At 56.8% G+C, this 17,227-nt stretch carries 18 protein-coding genes and 4 pseudogenes; 15 read left to right on the top strand and 7 right to left on the bottom strand.

Annotated features, from left to right (window positions below):
* Positions 1-569 precede the first annotated feature (569 nt).
* The 3 genes and pseudogenes from BJF92_RS06790 to BJF92_RS06780 all read left to right on the top strand — a co-directional run.
* Complete coding sequence (locus BJF92_RS06790; RefSeq protein WP_075634086.1) at positions 570-3,104, top strand: methyl-accepting chemotaxis protein; 2,535 nt, start codon at positions 570-572, stop codon at positions 3,102-3,104.
* A gap of 447 nt (positions 3,105-3,551) precedes the next feature.
* Positions 3,552-4,058 (top strand): diguanylate cyclase domain-containing protein, encoded by a 507-nt coding sequence (locus BJF92_RS24680; RefSeq protein WP_158032206.1) that lies wholly within the window; start codon positions 3,552-3,554, stop codon positions 4,056-4,058.
* 318 nt (positions 4,059-4,376) lie between these two features.
* Positions 4,377-4,652: pseudogene (locus tag BJF92_RS06780) on the top strand (integrase core domain-containing protein); the annotation flags it as partial.
* Between the two features lie 506 nt (positions 4,653-5,158).
* Here the strand turns inward: BJF92_RS06780 and BJF92_RS06770 are convergent.
* From BJF92_RS06770 to BJF92_RS26435, 3 genes are all read right to left on the bottom strand, one after another.
* Positions 5,159-6,976: a methyl-accepting chemotaxis protein gene (locus BJF92_RS06770; protein WP_078057890.1), complete on the bottom strand. Its 1,818-nt coding sequence runs from the start codon at positions 6,974-6,976 to the stop codon at positions 5,159-5,161.
* 58 nt (positions 6,977-7,034) lie between these two features.
* Complete coding sequence (locus BJF92_RS06765) at positions 7,035-7,904, bottom strand: type 2 periplasmic-binding domain-containing protein (RefSeq protein ID WP_143523951.1); 870 nt, start codon at positions 7,902-7,904, stop codon at positions 7,035-7,037.
* Between the two features lie 512 nt (positions 7,905-8,416).
* Positions 8,417-8,698 (bottom strand): hypothetical protein, encoded by a 282-nt coding sequence (locus tag BJF92_RS26435; RefSeq protein WP_425356455.1) that lies wholly within the window; start codon positions 8,696-8,698, stop codon positions 8,417-8,419.
* On the opposite strand from BJF92_RS26435, the pseudogene BJF92_RS26430 reads away from it, so the two are divergent.
* From BJF92_RS26430 to BJF92_RS06710, 10 genes and pseudogenes are all read left to right on the top strand, one after another.
* Positions 8,666-8,868 (top strand): annotated as a pseudogene (locus tag BJF92_RS26430) (IS3 family transposase); the annotation flags it as partial. The gene BJF92_RS26435 and the pseudogene BJF92_RS26430 overlap by 33 nt on opposite strands.
* Before the next feature lie 71 nt (positions 8,869-8,939).
* Complete coding sequence (gene tnpA, locus BJF92_RS06750) at positions 8,940-9,383, top strand: IS66-like element accessory protein TnpA (protein ID WP_075634013.1); 444 nt, start codon at positions 8,940-8,942, stop codon at positions 9,381-9,383.
* A 145-nt stretch (positions 9,384-9,528) separates the two neighbouring features.
* Entirely contained in the window at positions 9,529-9,654 is a 126-nt protein-coding gene (tnpB, locus tag BJF92_RS26425) for an IS66 family insertion sequence element accessory protein TnpB (RefSeq protein ID WP_078057889.1), read from the top strand.
* A gap of 151 nt (positions 9,655-9,805) precedes the next feature.
* Positions 9,806-9,994 (top strand): annotated as a pseudogene (locus tag BJF92_RS25985) (transposase domain-containing protein); the annotation flags it as partial.
* 168 nt (positions 9,995-10,162) lie between these two features.
* Entirely contained in the window at positions 10,163-10,570 is a 408-nt protein-coding gene (gene tnpA / locus BJF92_RS06735; RefSeq protein ID WP_075634012.1) for an IS66-like element accessory protein TnpA, read from the top strand.
* A complete protein-coding gene (tnpB, locus tag BJF92_RS06730; protein WP_075634011.1) occupies positions 10,567-10,914 on the top strand; it encodes an IS66 family insertion sequence element accessory protein TnpB in 348 nt (115 codons plus the stop codon). The genes tnpA (BJF92_RS06735) and tnpB (BJF92_RS06730) overlap by 4 nt, the downstream gene beginning before the upstream one ends.
* A 45-nt stretch (positions 10,915-10,959) precedes the next feature.
* Positions 10,960-12,600: pseudogene (gene tnpC / locus BJF92_RS06725) on the top strand (IS66 family transposase).
* A 167-nt stretch (positions 12,601-12,767) separates the two neighbouring features.
* Positions 12,768-13,076, top strand: a complete 309-nt coding sequence (locus BJF92_RS06720; protein ID WP_198931532.1) for a DUF4928 family protein — start codon at positions 12,768-12,770, stop codon at positions 13,074-13,076.
* On the top strand, positions 13,073-13,471 hold the full coding sequence (locus tag BJF92_RS06715; RefSeq protein ID WP_075634010.1) for a very short patch repair endonuclease: 399 nt from the start codon (positions 13,073-13,075) through the stop codon (positions 13,469-13,471). Before BJF92_RS06720 ends, BJF92_RS06715 begins: the two co-directional genes overlap by 4 nt.
* 88 nt (positions 13,472-13,559) lie before the next feature.
* Positions 13,560-13,895 (top strand): hypothetical protein, encoded by a 336-nt coding sequence (locus tag BJF92_RS06710; RefSeq protein WP_075634009.1) that lies wholly within the window; start codon positions 13,560-13,562, stop codon positions 13,893-13,895.
* Between the two features lie 116 nt (positions 13,896-14,011).
* On the opposite strand, the gene BJF92_RS06705 is transcribed toward BJF92_RS06710, so the two are convergent.
* Both BJF92_RS06705 and BJF92_RS26420 read right to left on the bottom strand, forming a co-directional pair.
* Positions 14,012-14,467 carry an SRPBCC family protein gene (locus BJF92_RS06705; protein WP_075634008.1) on the bottom strand — a complete coding sequence of 152 codons (456 nt, stop codon included), beginning with the start codon at positions 14,465-14,467 and terminating at the stop codon, positions 14,012-14,014.
* Complete coding sequence (locus BJF92_RS26420) at positions 14,457-14,765, bottom strand: ArsR/SmtB family transcription factor (protein WP_075634007.1); 309 nt, start codon at positions 14,763-14,765, stop codon at positions 14,457-14,459. The genes BJF92_RS06705 and BJF92_RS26420 overlap by 11 nt, the downstream gene beginning before the upstream one ends.
* 106 nt (positions 14,766-14,871) lie before the next feature.
* On the opposite strand from BJF92_RS26420, the gene BJF92_RS06695 reads away from it, so the two are divergent.
* Positions 14,872-15,240, top strand: coding sequence for a nuclear transport factor 2 family protein (locus tag BJF92_RS06695; RefSeq protein WP_075634006.1), 369 nt, complete (start codon positions 14,872-14,874; stop codon positions 15,238-15,240).
* A 149-nt stretch (positions 15,241-15,389) separates the two neighbouring features.
* On the top strand, positions 15,390-15,617 hold the full coding sequence (locus BJF92_RS25075) for a hypothetical protein (protein WP_143523949.1): 228 nt from the start codon (positions 15,390-15,392) through the stop codon (positions 15,615-15,617).
* 62 nt (positions 15,618-15,679) lie between these two features.
* On the opposite strand, the gene BJF92_RS06685 is transcribed toward BJF92_RS25075, so the two are convergent.
* Positions 15,680-16,465: a PhzF family phenazine biosynthesis protein gene (locus BJF92_RS06685; protein WP_075634004.1), complete on the bottom strand. Its 786-nt coding sequence runs from the start codon at positions 16,463-16,465 to the stop codon at positions 15,680-15,682.
* 22 nt (positions 16,466-16,487) lie between these two features.
* The gene (locus BJF92_RS06680; protein ID WP_075634084.1) at positions 16,488-17,123 is read right to left on the bottom strand and encodes a LysE family translocator; all 636 of its coding nucleotides are present in this window, start codon (positions 17,121-17,123) and stop codon (positions 16,488-16,490) included.
* Positions 17,124-17,227 lie beyond the last annotated feature (104 nt).

Raw genomic sequence — 17,227 nt, 5'->3', positions numbered from 1 at the left:
GCACGGTCGGCTTCGGTGGTCCCTTTTGCGAGCGTCGTCTGCGTTTTTTCCCGCTTTGCCGTTTGCAAACGGTGATGCTGGAGTAAAGCATAGGCGATCATCGTTGTGGATCAATGTCGGTGGAGACACGTCCAAGATCGACCTACGAATTGGTCGAGACCGCGTTCCTCTGGTGTGCTTGCCCACGGTTACGGATGTTCATGCTTCATGATGCAAGACCATGCGGATGGCACGCTCACGGACTTCAGATGACGACCTGTTCTTTGTCTTGCTCACAATGTGGCTCCACTCTCTCAGAAGTTGGAGCCTCCGGCAAAACCAGTGCGGTTTAGGAGGTAGCTGTCGGCGACAAGGTCCCGGTTTTACAGCGGGCGGTTCTTTCCAGCGCCCAAATTCTGACAATGCGCGGCGTGGTATGGAAGAAAAATACGGGAATAATTTACAATGGAATTTCGATACCAAATTCTCAAATGGAAAACCTCCGAAAAATTACTCGTCAATATTGTTTTAATATAGATTGAGCGATATTGGCATCAATAGTGCATGGTCGCATGTTTTGGGGGAGCTCCATGAGTGTAGATAAAATGCTATCACGTTATAGTTTCCAGACGAAGGTTATATTATTACTTTTGCCTTTTGTTCTGAGTATATCAGTGGTCGGACTGACGGGCATTTGGGCGTCTGGTTTGCTTCAGAATCGGATCGAGACGTCTAACAATGTTTTGCAGACATTGACCGGGTTTCGCGATCTTGCTGCGAGCATGCACCGATTCCTTTCCGAAACGACCGAAGCTGCGCTTGTAGAGGTCAAGGATCGGATTGCGCGCCAGCAGGATACGCTGTCCCTCATGCTCAACGAGGCGCAGTTGGATGGCGGTGCTTCCGATCTCGCCAAAGCCAGAACTACTATTGAGGAGACAGGAAAATATGTTGATGAACTATGGGCGCTGCACAGCAACAAGACCGACCTCGAAGCCCGCATGCAGAAGAGTGTTAGTATCATCGTCTCGTCGCAGGCGAACATTGGAGAGGCGCTGAGGAAGGTGCAGCGCGGCGTGCAAGATGATGAAAATGTAGCTAAGGGGCTGCTGCGAGACGCTGGCAGCATTCGCGCCCTTCAGGCTGTGGCGCTCGCAACGCAAGAAGCTTTCGCTTCGGCATCTGATAGCGCAAGCAAGCGCAAGGTGGTGGAGGCTGCCCTGCCGGAGCTGAGGAAACGGATCAGAATGACCGCAATGGCGCTCTCTGAGTCAGAACGACCGGTTGTCAAATCGTTAGATGCCTTGCTGAACGACCTTCAGAAAACCTTCCAAGCAAATGACTTTTCGACAAAGGCCGTGTCAGACGTCGCGGAAAAGCTCAGGCAATTCAGAGAGTTTTCCGCCACCTTCTCACCCATTGCCCTCCGTAAGCTCAACGATGCAACCGACCGGTTTGCCGCATTCTCCGTGCCGGGCGAGAAGGCGATGACGGTGCTTGCCGACGGGCGCCAGCTCATGACTTCCGGCTATTCAATCCAAATCATCTTTGCGCGCTTTGTCCTTCAGCCGACGCCGGAAAATCAAACACGACTGATGCAGGAGATTGCCTCCATGCGAAAAGATTTGGCCAAGCTCAAGCAGAATGCAGGTGTTTTCCCCATTTATGCCGAGCTGGATGCGAGGCTTGTTCCGGCGCTGGCAGTCCTCGAAGAGGCGAGCCTGCGCCTGGTGGACATCAGCCGCGAACGCTTGTCGACTTTCGCACAGGCGGCCGCTGAGATTGATACTGTGTGGCGAACGCTCGTTTCCTTCGCCGAGCGCCAGAAGGAGAGCGCGGGCAGGGACCGGAGCGATGCGAACTCAATCTCACTCGGCACGACGACGATTGGTATTCTCATTTCCATTTTCGCTGGCGCCGGCCTCGTCGTGACTTTTAAACGGCCGATCGGCCAGATCACGATGGCCATGCGACGCTTGGCGGAAGGTATTCTCGATACGCAGATTGTGGGCGATACGCGTCCAGACGAAATTGGCGACATGGCACGTGCGCTTGGTGTCTTTCGGGCGAATGCCGTCTCGAAGCTGCAGATTGAGCAGGAAAGCGACCGCCAACGTGCCGCAGTTGAGGAAGAACGCCAACGAAGCGAAGCGGCGAAACGCGCTTTCGATCGCCAGATCGAACATGCCGTAGAAGCGCTGGGCGCCGGTCTAGAGCTTCTCGCAAAGGGGGACATCTCGCAGCCTATCGATACCGTCTTTGAGGGTCGCCTTGAGCAGTTAAGGATAAACTTCAATCAATCCCTTCAGCGGTTACAGGCGACGATACAGCAAGTGAAAAATACGACCGTTGTGATCCAACGAAATGCGTCGGAGATGAGCGCGGCTGTCGATCATCTGGCGCACCGCACGGAGCAGCAAGCTGCATCTTTGGAAGAATCGGCAGCGGCGGTCGATGAGGTCACGTCCATTGTACGGGCCTCGGCTGTCCGGGCTCAAGAAGTCGACGAGATCGTTCGCAACGCTAGACACAGCGCCGTCGCTTCTCTCTCCGTAATGGAGCAGGCCATTACCGCCATGGGGCGGATCGAAGGTGCTTCCGATGAAATTGTTCATATCATTCAGGTCATGGACGAGATCGCTTTCCAGACCAACCTTCTCGCACTCAATGCCGGGATCGAAGCCGCACGCGCCGGAGAAAGCGGCAAGGGCTTTGCCGTGGTAGCTCACGAGGTCCGAGAACTGGCGCAACGATCCGGGGAGGCTGCCCGCCAGATTAAGAAGCTGATCGACAGGACGCGCGGCGAGGTTTCGGTCGGTGCCGATCTGGTGCAGCAAACTGGTACAGTGCTTTCGAACATTTCTACCGATATCGAAACAGTGTGTGAGCTCGTTGGATCGATCGCGATGGCTTCGCGCAATCAAGCGACAGCGCTGGCGGAGGTCAATGGCACAATCAATCAAATGGACAATACCACGCAACGGAACGCGGCAATGGTCGAGGAGACCAATGCCGCTACTCGACTCCTCGCCGAGGAGGCTGCGGCGTTGATGGAGATCGTTGATAGGTTCCAGCTTGAAGGTCAGAGCAGTAGCACTCGTAGGGCGACTAGGACTGCAGCGTGACGCACTGCTTGAAAACGGCAACGTGAAGTATTTCATTCGCATGTCTCGCAGATGGATATATATAAATAATTTGCATTGTACTAATTTTATAAGAGTTTTATTTAAAAATTATATTAACATGCAACAGTAAACTTGATCGCAGTAAAATGCAAATAATGCGATGGTGCTGGGGAGGAAGAATTGGAGATAATAAATGTGCAAATCAGAATATTGAATCAGATTTATCAAGGTGAAAATCCGATTTTCATATTAAAAGAAATTTGTTTGGAAATATAAAAAGTCATTCCCGAATGTCTTGCGTTAATATTAGGCAATGATAGTGAGGGGATACTCCGATGTTGTGCTGCCCCTAGCCTTCCAGATGACTACATCGGCGCTGCGGTCAAGGCTTTTGGCCTACTCGCCGTCTCTCAAGATATGTTCGAATTCTCCCAAGGCTCCATAGTTGTGAGTGATATTGCGAGCGATCCCAATTGGTCTCGCGCGGATGCGTTAGCGCTGAATTTGGGCATAAAGGCATGCCTTTGCTGCCCGATATTTGGTATAGACAGTGATTTTATTGGTATTCTCATATTACATTTCCATCGAAATCGCGCTCCTACTGCATTTGAAAAGGGCATCGCTGAGTCCTTCCTGCCATTGGGTATGATTGCTATTGAGCGTCATAGAGAATTGGTTCAGATCCGCTGCCTAGCTTTTTCCGATGTTCTCACTGGCCTGCCCAACCGTGCGAAATTCAATGCAGCACTGGAACGCCAGCCTTTAAGCGAGAGGTGGACACTCGCACTGGTCAATTTGGATAATGTGAAGTTTATCAATAACACTTTTGGTCACACAGCCGGTGATGAATTAATTGCAGCGATGGCTTCGCGCCTGAAAGATGCGGTCGCGCCTGTTCCCGTATATCGCCTTGGGGGAGATGAGTTTGCGATTATTTACAACGATCTTCAGTAAGCACAGGCTGAGGCTGGTATCAACAGGTTCATCGAAGCTGCCAGTCACCAAACGAGCTGCGCTCGTAATGAAGTATTTACGACCGCAACTGTGGGAATGGCAGTATCGGACGGCTTACACTCTGTCGATGAAATGAGGAGCAAGGCCGGCTCGGCGTTACACTATGCGAAGCTCACAAGTCGTGGAAGCCTTCTTGTGTACGATGAGACATTAGCGACCAAAATTTCCAGAGGACCGGCTGCAATCCAAAGAGTGGCTGCTGCGTTACGGGAGCACCGAATAGAGGCATGGTATCAGCCAATCGTCCGCTTAGATACTCAAGAACCGGAATATATCAGTGGCAAGCTGATGGAATGGGCAGAGAGGCGGGGAGTAGCCTTGAGCTACATCCAGCCAGGCAGGCCCCAACAGAACGCCTACGTTGAACGCTCTAACCGCACGGTTCGGCACGAATGGCTCGACCAGCCTATCATCGAAAGTATTGAGGAGGCACAAGAGTTTGCCACGCAGTGGCCATGGACCTACAACAATGAACCGCCTAACATGGGCATCGGCGGCATTACACCCGCACAGAAACTGAAAATGGCCGCGTGAGTTCGACGATCGAGCCCCGATAGGAACGGGGGATTACCACCCATGTCTGTGATCTCGCTTAATACGACTTCGCCTGGTGGGCGAAGATCGATCAGGCCGACGCGCGCTTCGTCACGCGGCTGAGGATCAACACGTCCGTGACGCTCGTCGAGCAGGCACGCTTTGCCAAGCCGGCGCGAAAGACCGACGGCGTCATCGAGGATGCGATCGGCCAGCTGCCCGAACGCCTCGTAAGCTCCAGATCCAATCCCTTCGCGGAGCCAGTCCGCGTCGTCACCGTCAGGCTGAAGACCGGCCACATCCTGAGCCTCGTGACCAACGATCTCGACGCCTCGGCGCGAGATCGCCGACCTTTACAATCAGTGCCCTGCCACTCAACTTTCATTCAGCAGCGATTAAAGCCTTGGCGGTTTTTGAACAGGCAAGACGCACGAAGCCTTCTCAGATTTGGATTCAATTCGCGGGAGTTTCCGGTGCCTCAAAATGGCGTCAACGCGCGCTCGTTTTCAGAACTCCTCCCAGCTGCCATCTGTTGCGTTGCGACGTGTTCGGTGAATTGCCGGCATCATTTTGGAACTTTCGATGCTGTTCACCGCCCTGGTCATCCGCAGTCCTGTTTCCAGCAATGCGCCCACTTGCTGGTCGATGACAAAACCGGACACCAACTCTCTAAGCTTTGTGGCCTCGGCTGCGAGCGTCGATGAAGCAGCGGAAGACTCCTCCACCATTGCAGCATTCTGCTGCGTTGACTGGTCCATCTGGTTGATCGCGGTGTTGATCTCGCCGAGGCCGGTTGCCTGCTCACGTGCCGATAGAGCAATGGCATCGACGTGAAGGTTGATTTCGGCAATGTCCTTGCTGATCTCCTTCAATGCGTCTCCGGTCTCGCGGACCAACTGGACGCCTGAGCCTACCTCGTTTGCGGATGTGTTGATAAGGGCCTTGATCTCCTTTGCTGCCTGCGCGGAGCGTTGCGCGAGCTCCCTTACCTCTTGGGCGACCACGGCAAAGCCTTTGCCTGCATCGCCGGCACGCGCTGCCTCGACTCCGGCATTCAGCGCCAGAAGGTTCGTCTGGAAGGCAATTTCGTCGATGACGCCGATGATATTGGAAATCTGCTGCGAACTCTTTTCAATCCGTTGCATTGCATCCTCCGCCCGAGATACCACCTCGGTGGAATGGACCGCGGCACCGTTCGCCCTGTTTGAAACGATGCGCGCTTCGTCAGTCCGCCGGCTCGAGTTTGAGACGTTGGCGGTGATCTGGTCCAGCGCTGCGGCAGTTTCCTCCAGCGCTGCGGCCTGTTGTTCGGTGCGCTTGGAGAGGGAGTCAGCACCGCTGGCGAGCTCGTCCGTGCCAAGGTCGATATTCCGCACGGACGCCATCACTGAATTCATTGCTTCACTCAGCTGATCGACCGCCGCGTTGAAGTTGACGCGGATCGGCTCATACTCCGGCGCAAGAACCGTATCGATGCGGCAGGTCAGGTCGCCTATCGCAAGCTTTGCCAAAGAGGTGCCCAAGAGGTCGGTCGCCTGTCGCAACTGCGTGGCTTCGCGCTCGATACGCTGCTGCTCGGTCCTGCGGTTGGATTCTTCCCGGGCGCGCATCTCACCGGTTTCGCCTTCGAGAGCAAGCGCCTTTAGCGAGTTGTCACGCAGCACACCAACTGCATTTGCCATGTCGCCGAGCTCATCGCGCCGCTCCACACCCGGGACATCTGTGTTGAAGTCGCCCTCCGACATTCGCCGCATGACCTGCGAGAGGAGCGCGATCGGCCGCGCCAGACGTCCGAGGAGCATGAAGAGCGCGAAGCAGGAGGCGAGGAGAACGCCGCCAGCGAGCTGTCCCATGGCGAGCATGGAGCTCCAGCTGCTGGCCGCCGCAGTGCTCGTGTCGAAGACGATGGCCATCCGGCCTATCGTCATCAGCTTGCCCTCCTCCGTGCGGTTGAGAGGTATCGACTTGATGACGAACGACCCGTCAAGCCCCTTTTCATCCGACTTCGCCAGCGCGTCGATGATCGCGGCATCGCCGATGGAATAGAACGGGGTGCCCTTGTCGTCGAAAATCACACCCGCTCGAAAATCCGGATCGCTAGTCGCTGGCGCAAGCGTCTCCTTCGCCATGCCACTGTCAAACTGCCACATTGCATTGGCGCTGCCGCTCAGCACGAGCTGCGCGGTGAGATCGACCTTTTTCTGAAACATGTCGGTCTGCATGTCCGCGCGCGAAAATGCGGCAAATCCTCCTACGACCACGAGACCGACCGCCATCATGGAAAGGGTCGGTATCAGGATCTGTGTCTTGATAGAAGTCTTCATGTAAATGCCCTCTTGTCTGTGTTCACGGCGGTTCTTTCTGCAAAATGCGACGTGGTCGTCAAACTGAGAACCAGTACCGTTTGTCGATCGCGTTCACTTCCGAAGGCAGCTTTGGATTCTCGATCTCAATTAGCGTGCGTTGTCCGAGATTGCCCTGTGACAGCGCCGTCGCCACGTTGTCGTCCGATTGGAACATGGCTTGGTAGGAGCCGTCCGAATGCGCCTTCGCCAAGCCCTTCATGATGTCGTCGCGCAGCTCGGGCTTCTTTTTCGAAACAAAGAACATCATTGTAAACTTATATTTCAGGATAAGGTCCTGCTCGACAGCGAGCTTGGGGACATCCCCGACATACTGTTTGTACTCGTCGACTGCCTCATAGGCCGCTCTGGGAAAATAGTCTGCTCGCCCGCCGACCGTCATACGGAAGAGGTTCTTGTAAAGACCGGTCCGGACTGTAAGGCCGGCGTTGCGGAGAATATCGATGTCTCCCCAGCCGGGCCCCTGGATGGCGACAAAGTTGCGAAGGGCGTCAATCGACTTCACGCCACTGAAATCCGGCTGGCGATCGGAATTTATAAGGAATAGACGGTAGCCGAGGAGCCCTCCGTCTATCGGGAACGGAACTGGCAGGGTGGCATCCCAAGCGTTCCGCTCGACCCCGACCCAACAGATGTCTATTTCCCCGCCGGTAGACAAGGCATTGATCAGACCGGATTGCGTGGGATAGCCCACTGGCGACGGTGTCAACACATAGGGTTTGTCAAGCTTCGACAAAGCGAGTTTCAGTGCCTTCGCGGGCAGCGACGTTTCGTCCAGCTTCTCCGTGGCATTGTAACGCAACGGAATTTCATTCCCCGCGAAAGCGCGCCGCGCCCACGGCATGGCCAGCAACGACGCGCCCGCTGCGACGAATTGTCGACGTTTCATAGGACCCTCGAAGAAGTTAAATACCGGGAGATTTACTCGAATTTCAGCGTAACAATCCCAGTAAATAGTTAAAAGGTAAATAATGCTGAGACACGGCTGTATGGCCTCAAGTTCCGGGTAGGACGCGCGTTGGTATTTTTAATGATTCTCGGAAATGATGGGCAACGGCATTCCATTTCCGATATAATTGTGTGTAGGAGTGCGGAAATCGTTCATTTATTCAAGTGTTTAAGTTGAAACGCACTGAATTTGCCGGAGACCCAAACTCGTGAGAATGTAGGGTCTATGACCAGCAAGACAACGAACAAGTTTTCTCCTGAAGTCCGTGCCCGCGCTGTTCGAGTGGTTACCGCGTACGAAGCTGAACATGCATCTGTTGGTCGAAGGTGTGCTCGATAGCCGCGAAGATCGGCTTCTCGGCGCATACGCTCAATGAATGGGTGAAGAAGGCGGAGGTCGACAGTGGCAAGCGAGCAGGTCTGCCCAGCGACATTGCCAAGAAGATGAAGGCCTTAAACAAGATAACCGCGAGCTTCGTCAGGCAAGGAGATATGGCGCAAGGCCTCGGCATATTTTCTCCGGGCGGAGCCCACTGAAGCGATGATTTCCCTTATCTGCGAACACCGTTCGGTGCTCGAGGTCGAGCCAATCTGCATACTGCTGCCCCGTCCGCCTACTAGGAGGTCATTCCCAAGCGCACGGACGTTGACCGAGTGTCGGCCCGCGCCCGGCGCGACATGGCCATCAACTCGAGATGCGGATTCGTGCTCGATGCGCTCGATCAGGCTCTTCATGATCGGCGGCCGGTCCATCGCGGCGGGCTGATCTAACATTTTGATTGCGGTACGCAATACTTGTCGATCAAGTATTCCGAGAGAGGCTGGCGGAAGCTGGCATTGAGCTTTCTTTTGGCAGCGTTGGCTATTCATATAACAACGCTCTAATCGGAACGATCGACGGTATGCGGTGTTTCGACCGCACCTTTCGAACCAGTGCGTGATTGACGATGTTGAGCACGAACGGGGGCTTAGACATATGTCGATTTCACAGCTTACGCTTGAATTCAGCGATGAAGAACCGGTGCGCCGGTTTGAGGTTTTTACTGGCACCGGCCGTCGTCGCGAGTGGAGCAACGAGCAGAAGGCGAAGATTGTTTCCGAGAGTTACGAGCGGGGTGTGAAGGTCTGCTCGGTGGCTCGGTGTCACGGATTGACCCCGCAGCAGTTGTTCCCTTGGCGTCCGCTCGCCCGCAAGCTGCTCGGAGCTGTCCCTGATGTCGATGTTGGGATGTTTGCGCCGGCGGTCTTGAATGTACCCACGACGCCTGTCGTGAAAGAGCAGGAATCGCCGAGCGCAACCAGAAGGTCGAGCATCGACGCAATCGAATTGGAGCTCGGTGGGGCAATCATGAGGACCGCATTCGGCGTCGACGCCGCGAAAATTGCTGCCGTCATCCAGGCTGTGAAAGCTACGTCGTGATCGGATTTTCGGGAGTTGTAGAGGTGATGGTCGCCACCCGGCCTGTCGACTTCCTTAAAGGCGAGGAGGGCTTGGCGGCGCTGGTCAAAACAGAGATGCTTGTTGATCCGTTTCCGGCACGATCTACGTGTTCTGAGCCAAAAGGGTGGACCGGATCAAGCTCGTCTTCTGGGACGGCAGCGGTGTGTGCATGGTCTCAAAGCGTCTTAAAGGTGGCGAGTTGCATTGGCCAAAAATGCTGGACGGTGCGATGCGCCTGACGGCCGCTTAGGTCTCGGCCTTGTTCGATGGGCTGGATTGTAAGCGCGTTCATGCGACGATCGAGGCGCTTGTCCCGCAGAGGGCAGTGTAGCCGCCGCGACCGTAGAATCAGCCGCGTCAACACCCTCCTCCTGGGCGCCGAAGTGTGCTGCTGTGGTGCTATGACGATGACGGCGGACGCGCTTCCCGACGAACTGAACGCGCTCAAGGTCATCTTGCTGTCGCGCGAACTCGAGAACGACCGGCTGCGCCAGATCATCAAGGAATTGCAGCGCCACCGCTTCGGTCGTCGCGCCGCGACTCTTGCGGAAGATCAGCTTCTCCTCGGGCTCGAAGAGGCAAACAGGTCGAGGCGGACGGTCTGGAAAATCAGGAGCAAGCGTCGAACGATCTGCGCAGGGAACGGACTGCGAAGCGGCCGGTAAAGCGCGGTTCACTTCGTAAGCCTACGGTGAAGGACGTCTTGCGATGAGGGGCTGCTGACTGCCAGTCCTAGTGGTAACGCTAGGAGTAGTCATATGACGAAGAATCCAATTGAGGTGATCACATCCATAGAGCGCCGTCGGCGCTGGTCACGCGAAGACGAGCGATTGGTCGCTGCCTGCTTTGAGCTGGACGCGGTTGTCTCTGAGATTGCTCGCGCGGCCGGTATCCATGTCAGCCAGTTGTTCCGTTGGCGCAAAGAGCTGTGCCGGATCGAGGAGCCGCAGACCGAGACGGGAACCGTGTTGGTGCCGGTAATCGTGTCTGAGGCCGCTTCCAAAATCTCGCCTGCTATGCCGGAGCCACCCGCACCATCCCATCTCCGACGCAAACGCAGCGATGTAACGATTGAGCTGGGGCGTGGCCGTCGTGTCCGCGTGGACAGCGATATCGACACGGATGCGCTTGGCCGGATTCTCGATTGTGTATTGGGTCTGCGATGATCGCGGTTCCTGCAGGTGTAAAGGTCTGGCTGGCGACAGGCCATACCGACATGCGCAAAGGCTTTCCAGGTCTGTCGTTGACGGTACAGGAGGCGCTGAAGCGTGATCCGATGTGCGGGAACCTGTTCGTGTTCCGCGGCCGCGGCGGCGGCTTGATCAAGGTGATCTGCCATGACGGCCAAGGGGCCTGCCTGTTCACAAAGAAGCTGGAACGGGGACGCTTCATCTGGCCTTCAGCGGCCGACGGCACGGTAGTGATCACGCCCGCGCAGCTCGGTTATCTGCTGGAGGGTATCGACTGGCGGATGCCGCAAAAGACTTGGCGGCCGACGTCCGCCGGGTGAACAAAAGCACTGGAATGGCAGTGTCGAATATGATTCCATCCGGTCATGAGCGATGCGACCGACCTTGCCAGTGCGCTTGCACTGCTGGCTCAGGAACGCGCCCGGCGCGTTGCTGCCGAGGCGGAAGCAGTGACCGCAAAGGCTGAAGCTGCCAGCGCAAAAGCGCTCGTATCGCATTCCGAGGCGCTGATTGCGCGGTTGAAGCTGGAGATCGACAAGGTTCGAAGGGAGCTCTACGGCAGCCGGTCCGAGCGTAAAGTGCGACTCCTCGAACAGATGGAACTGCAACTCGAGGAGCTTGAAGCAGACGCCGGCGAAGACGAACTGGCCGCGGAGATTGCAGCCAAAGTCTTCGCCGTCAAAGCCTTCGAGCGCAAGCGTCCGTCACGTAAGCCGTTTCCCAAACACCTGCCGCGCGAACGCGTCGTCATCGCCGCCCCGACGACTTGTCCTTGCTGCGGCTCGGCCAAGCTGTCGAAGCTAGGCGAGGACATTACCGAGACCCTGGAGGTCATTCCGCGTTAGTGGAAGGTCATCCAGACAGTGCGGGAGAAGTTTACCTGCCGGGAGTGCGAGAAGATTACGCAGCCGCCGGCTCCGTTCCATATGACTCCCCGCGGCTTTGCCGGACCGAACCTGCTGGCGATGATCCTCTTCGAGAAGTTCGCTCAGCACCAACCGCTCAATCGCCAGAGCGAACGCTATGCCCGCGAGGGCGTTGACCTCAGCTTGTCGACGCTGGCCGACCAGGTTGGTGCTTGTGCCGCGGCGTTGAAGCCCATCCATTCGCTGATCGAGGCGCATCTTCTGGCTGCCGAGCGTCTGCATGGCGGCGACACCACCGTGCCGATCCTGGCGAAGAGAAAGACCGATACGGGCCGCATCTGGACTTACGTCCGGGACGATCGGCCATTCGGCGGGCTCTCACCGCCGGCCGCGCTGTATTATGGCTCACGGGACCGGCGGCAGGAGCATCCGGAGCGCCACCTCAAATCCTTCACCGGTATTCTGCAGGCGGACGCCTATGGCGGCTACAATCCGCTGTTTAAGGCTGACCGCGATCCCGGTCCCCTGACGCAAGCACTTTGCTGGGCTCACTCGAGGCGCAAATTCTTCGTGCTCGCCGACATTGCCGCGAACGCCAAGCGCGGAAAGAACGCTGCGTCGATCTCGCCCATGGCGCTCGAAGCCGTCAAGCGGATCGACGCCCTGTTCGATATCGAGCGGGAAATCAACGGACTTGCCGCCGACCAGCGCCTGGAGCGCCGGCGCAAGGACAGCCAGCCACTCGTCGAAGAGCTGCATGGCTGGCTCCAAACCGAGCGGGCAAAGCTATCGCGCAGTTCTCCCCTCGCAGAAGCGATTAACTACATGCTCAAGCGTTGGGATGGCTTCACGTTATTCCTCGAGGATGGCAGGATTTGCCTGACGAACAATGCGGCCGAGGGAGCCCTGCGAGGCTTCGCGCTCGGCAGGAAGTCCTGGCTCTTCGCCGGATCGGACCGTGGTGCTGACCGTGCCGCGTTCATGGCGACACTCCTCATGACCGCCAGGCTCAACCACATCGATCCGCAGGCATGGCTTGCCGACGTTCTCGCCCGCATCGCCGACACACCGATCACCAGGCTGGAGCAATTGCTTCCGTGGAACTGGCAGCAATACACGCCGAACGCTCAAGCGGCATAACCCACGGCCTCCACCGGAGGCTTACTTCACTTCCCGCCCATCTACTGCAGCATCGATGTCGTCATCGACATCGAAAGCCATGACTGCCCTGCTGTGGCAAAAGCGTGCATCGGATCGGCGGAGACGTCAGCGAGAAGCTCGACATCTGGTGACGCGTCGTCCCAAATATGCCTGCTGCGCTTGGTGAAGCACTGATCCGCAAATGCCAAGGTAACCTGTCGCTCGGTCTCAGGCCTTTAATTGTCACGACCGAAGATGGTGTTGGCGGCGCCAAAGCGCTTTCCAAGCAGGCCGGCGTAGATGACCGTCTCGATGTCATAGAGATCGAGCAGTTCATCGCCACCAATGTCTACGAGTGGAGCGTATTTGAACGCGATGCCCGACCCACGGCGGTTCAAGATATAATCGAGCGCTACAATCGCATCGTCGCTGACGTGGAAAGCGATCCAAGCTTGAGGATCGAGTTTGAGGGATGACGGTCGATGAACTTCGGTCGCGAACGATGCGGGCGGTCCAATCAAAGGACACAAAGCCCGAACTGATCGTTAGACGACTGGTTCACTCTCTCGGATTCCGGTTTCGCCTGCATCGAAAGAATTTGCCCGGCTCGCCTGACATCGTTTTCCCTGGCAGGAGGAAAGTGATCTTCGTACATGGTTGCTTTTGGCACGGCCATGATTGCGCTCGCGGCATCCGCCAGCCCAAAACTAATGCTGACTATTGGATTGCCAAGGTGGCTCGAAATCGTGATCGCGATCAGCGGGCGCAACAATTGCTATCTGAGGGCAGATGGCAGACCTGCGTCATCTGGGAGTGCGAATTGAAGGATGCCGATGCCCTGCGGCGGAAGCTCTTAGTTTTCCTTGCCTAGCGGCCTGTGTCGCGAATAGCTTAAAGCTTGCTGTGTCGCGGATTGCGGGAATTTTGGGACACAAGATAGCACAGGAACCGGAGGAATTATGGAGATCAAGCCCGGAAGAAATATTGCGATCAAGGTACCGCTCTATAAATGGGCGGACACTGTTGCTTTCTATCGGGACAAGGTTGGGCTTCCGATCAGCAAGCAAATGACCGATAGCGTAGCATTTGCGTTCGGCAGCATGACATTGTGGATAGACCGCGTTGAGAAACAGAGCCAAGTCGATGTGTGGCTCGAACTACTCACAGATGATCCTGACCGCGCGCTTGAACACCTCGACGGGCCACAACGCGATGAGTTGGAGCCACTTGATAGTGTCAATGGCCATTGGACCTCTGATCCTGCTGGTGTCGTCCTGTTGGTAAGAAGCGAGTAGTGAGCAGTTCCCAGCTCAACGCGGCGGTCGCGTATCTCCTGATTTTGCAGCGCTGAAAAAGTCGCGAGAACATGTCGTGCGAAAAGCGGGACATTTGCGAAACGCAATCGAACGGCCTACTCGTCTACGCCTTGCGCCAGTTCGGAGGGTACGACGTGGGCTTCGACATCCCTGCCTGATGCAACCCGCTCAAGGCGGGAGAGGTAGTGTTTCCAGCCAAGGGCATGACGCGGCTGTTCTTCAACAGGCAAGCCGTAGTGAATGATCGTCACGCGCGTGCCGGTATCTTCTGCCGTGAGAATGACCTCCAACCTGCTTTTATTCGGAGGGAAGCTTGCAGAACCTTGCCGACCCCAGCCAATAACAAGTCGATGGTGAGGTGCGACCTCGATATATCGGCCTTCGACCTGCGTGTCGTTGAACTGCAACAGGAACAAACCTCCCGGTTGCGGATCGACAGAAGCCTTGTCTCCCATCCACGCTACAATTGCTTCAGGCTCGGTGAAGTACCGAAAGACTTCTTCCTGTCGCGTATGAATGAGAATCGAGTGGCGGTAGGGATCAACTGTCACGCCGGGCCTCCACAGCGGATTTCAGCCGTTGCAATCCGTCCGGCCAAAGTTCGCTCAGGAACCTGTCAAGGGCATCGATACCATCTGCCGCCAGCGTGTATCGTCGGCCACGGCCCGGACGATCCGCCCAGACAAGGCCTGCCGTTTCAAGAATCTGAAGATGCTGAGACACGGCTTGCTGGGTGATGTCGAGGGCGTCCCGAATCTCAGATGCTGAGCAAGGAGTGTTACGCATCATGCGCAAGATTTCGCGCCGGCGCGGCTCGGCGAGAGCGCTTATAACGAGAGAAGCTTCCATTCCGATTTACCTGCCATGAAACATGCCTTTTCACAAGTGTGGACTTGTGAGAAGGCATGTTTCGATATACAAGTCTCTGCTTGTGTTAGCTGGTAAGGATTGGATCATGTCATCAACCGGAACGTCGCCAAGAGCCGTTGCGCAGGCTTACTTTGACCACTGGACCGCTGGGCGCTTTGAGGCCGCCGCCGCTCTTCTTGCGGAGAAAATCGAGATCGAAACGCCTATAAACGCCTATCCGAACAAGGCGGATTTCGTCGCCGCGCTGTCAGGATTCGGCACGCTGGTAACAGGGGCCAATCGCTTGGTCGATCTGGCCGAAGGAGACGACGTCGTGCAAATCTATGACATGAATGTCTCCGGTCTGGGCGTTATCCGCATGACCGAGCATTTCGTGATCCAGAATGGTCTGGTCATCCGACTGCGCCAAATTCACGACACTGCGGCCTTGCGGGCAGCCGGCTTCGAAAGATAGCCCGCATGAGCCGCGATAGGCTGCAAACGAATGGTTCGGAGACGAAGACAAGCACGGTCCAGCTATTTTTGCAGGGTGTGTTCGCAGACGACCCATGGGTGACACCGCTAGACTCTCGCTCGCCGCGGTTCGGTTCGAACGGGGTTAAGATGAACGGCAAGGTTTTTGCGATGGAATGGCAAGGGGTGCTCGCGGTCAGGCTCTCGGCGCAGCGAGTTAGCGAGCTTGCTTCAAATGGTGAAGGTGCCCCACTTGAGATGGGCAGCCGTAGGATGAAGGAATGGCTTGTTGCTGAAGGTCCCGCAACATGGCCTGTGCTTGCGATGGAGGCCCGCGACCGAATGATTTCATCACTTAAGCTGTCGCAAAATTCCTAATTTTGCAGCGTTGCAAAAGTCGGGATAACATATCGAGCAAAATCCGGGATTTTTACGAGAGGCTAGAAAATTACGGTCCCGTTCAGATAGGGGACAGCTGTGCCGACGATGCGGACGCGATCGCCATCCAGCTCGCATGAAAGCCGGCCGCCCCGGCGCGAGCATTGAAAGGCCGTGAGCCGGTCCTTGCCGAGCTTCCAAGCCCAATAGGGAACGAGCGCCGAATGGGTGGAACCCGTCACCGAATCCTCGGGGACACCTGCGCCCGGCGCGAAGTTACGGGATACGAAATCATGTGCGTTTCCCTGCGCTGTGACGGCGAAGCTCAGGGGGTGAAGTGTTGCTATCTTCGCCAGATCGGGCATGAAGTCCCGCACCGCCCGTTCGTCGGCAAGCTCCACGAACCAGTGCCGCGCCGTGCGAAACACGGCGAGGCCGGGACCTTCGATAATCTCCATGACGGTCGGCGGCACCTCCGACACCAGTTCTGGTGGAAGGCTTGGCAGGTCGAGGGCATATCCGTCCGTATGACGGCTCACCCGCAGCGCACCCGCTTGCGTGGCGAAAACGAAATCCCCCTCAACGCCCCTTTCCGTCGCCAGCACATGGGCTGTCGCCAACGTCCCATGCCCGCAGAAATCCGCTTCCATCGTCGGCGTGAACCAGCGAAGTTCCCAGCCAGCGTCGGCAGGCCGCACAAATGCGGTGATGGCGATGTTGTTTTCCTCCGCTACCGCGAGCATGTCTCGATCGGTAAGCCAGTCCTCCATGATGAGGACGGCGGCGGGGTTCCCAGCGAAGGGCTGAGATGCGAATGCATCGACCTGGTAGAATGGAATCTGGTGCAAATTCCTTGCCCTTTCCTTGTCGTTACAGGGGACGCTGCGACAGGGCCAGACTCACGCCGAAGCCGATCAGCAGCGCGGCGAAGACCCATCGCTGAAGAAGCTGTACGAGCGGATGAAGGGCGATCCATCGGCCGAGCATCGCGCCAGCGCCGGCATAGACAAGATCGAACACGAGGCCGACAGCAACGAGGATCATTCCCAACAATAGGAATTGCCCCGGCACGCTGCCGTTCTCCGGCCGGATGAACTGCGGCAGGAGCACCGAGCAGAACAGCAGCGCCTTGGGATTGAGAAGATTGGTCAGGAGGCCACGGCGCATGGCGGCTGACCATGATCGGCCGTTATCGCTCGCCGGCAACACCACCCCTTCCGGCAACAGGGATCGAGACCGAAGGATTCCGACGCCGAGCCATATCAGATAGGCCGCGCCGGCAACACGCACGATCTCGAACGCCCACGGCGATGCACTGAGAAGCGCCGCCAGCCCGACAACAGCAAGGAACACATGGACGGCGCGGGCAAGGGCAAGACCGATCGCGACGGCAAGGGCCCGTACTCGCCCCTGGAGCGCTCCGGTTTGCAGGATCAACACCATGTCCGGCCCCGGCACGAGATAGGCGACAGCGAGCGCGCCGATGAATACCGAAAGATCAGCCATGCCCTGCATCGTTCTCCCTTGCTTCCTGATTAAAGATTAGCGTGGGAGGCGGCGGCATGTCCTTGCGATCTGCGCTTCGATTTGACGCCTGACTAGCGTATCGT

It is taken from the genome of Xaviernesmea rhizosphaerae (genome assembly GCF_001938945.1).
In the GTDB taxonomy this organism is placed as follows: Bacteria; Pseudomonadota; Alphaproteobacteria; order Rhizobiales; family Rhizobiaceae; genus Xaviernesmea; species Xaviernesmea rhizosphaerae.
The sequence above is the reverse complement of the archived record's forward strand: the minus strand, read 5'-3'. Positions and strand labels throughout refer to the sequence as shown.

Bases quoted from the DNA above. Each gene is read 5' to 3' on its own strand.
- BJF92_RS06765 (WP_143523951.1), bottom strand. From the start codon at position 7,904: ATGAAACGTCGACAATTCGTCGCAGCGGGCGCGTCGTTGCTGGCCATG.
- BJF92_RS26420 (WP_075634007.1), bottom strand. From the start codon at position 14,765: ATGGAAGCTTCTCTCGTTATAAGCGCTCTCGCCGAGCCGCGCCGGCGC.
- tnpB (WP_075634011.1), top strand. From the start codon at position 10,567: ATGATCGCGGTTCCTGCAGGTGTAAAGGTCTGGCTGGCGACAGGCCAT.
- tnpA (WP_075634012.1), top strand. From the start codon at position 10,163: ATGACGAAGAATCCAATTGAGGTGATCACATCCATAGAGCGCCGTCGG.
- BJF92_RS25075 (WP_143523949.1), top strand. From the start codon at position 15,390: ATGAACGGCAAGGTTTTTGCGATGGAATGGCAAGGGGTGCTCGCGGTC.
- tnpA (WP_075634013.1), top strand. From the start codon at position 8,940: ATGTCGATTTCACAGCTTACGCTTGAATTCAGCGATGAAGAACCGGTG.
- BJF92_RS26435 (WP_425356455.1), bottom strand. From the start codon at position 8,698: ATGAAGAGCCTGATCGAGCGCATCGAGCACGAATCCGCATCTCGAGTT.
- BJF92_RS06680 (WP_075634084.1), bottom strand. From the start codon at position 17,123: ATGGCTGATCTTTCGGTATTCATCGGCGCGCTCGCTGTCGCCTATCTC.
- BJF92_RS06720 (WP_198931532.1), top strand. From the start codon at position 12,768: ATGCCTGCTGCGCTTGGTGAAGCACTGATCCGCAAATGCCAAGGTAAC.
- BJF92_RS06790 (WP_075634086.1), top strand. From the start codon at position 570: ATGAGTGTAGATAAAATGCTATCACGTTATAGTTTCCAGACGAAGGTT.
- BJF92_RS06710 (WP_075634009.1), top strand. From the start codon at position 13,560: ATGGAGATCAAGCCCGGAAGAAATATTGCGATCAAGGTACCGCTCTAT.
- BJF92_RS06695 (WP_075634006.1), top strand. From the start codon at position 14,872: ATGTCATCAACCGGAACGTCGCCAAGAGCCGTTGCGCAGGCTTACTTT.
- BJF92_RS06770 (WP_078057890.1), bottom strand. From the start codon at position 6,976: ATGAAGACTTCTATCAAGACACAGATCCTGATACCGACCCTTTCCATG.
- BJF92_RS06715 (WP_075634010.1), top strand. From the start codon at position 13,073: ATGACGGTCGATGAACTTCGGTCGCGAACGATGCGGGCGGTCCAATCA.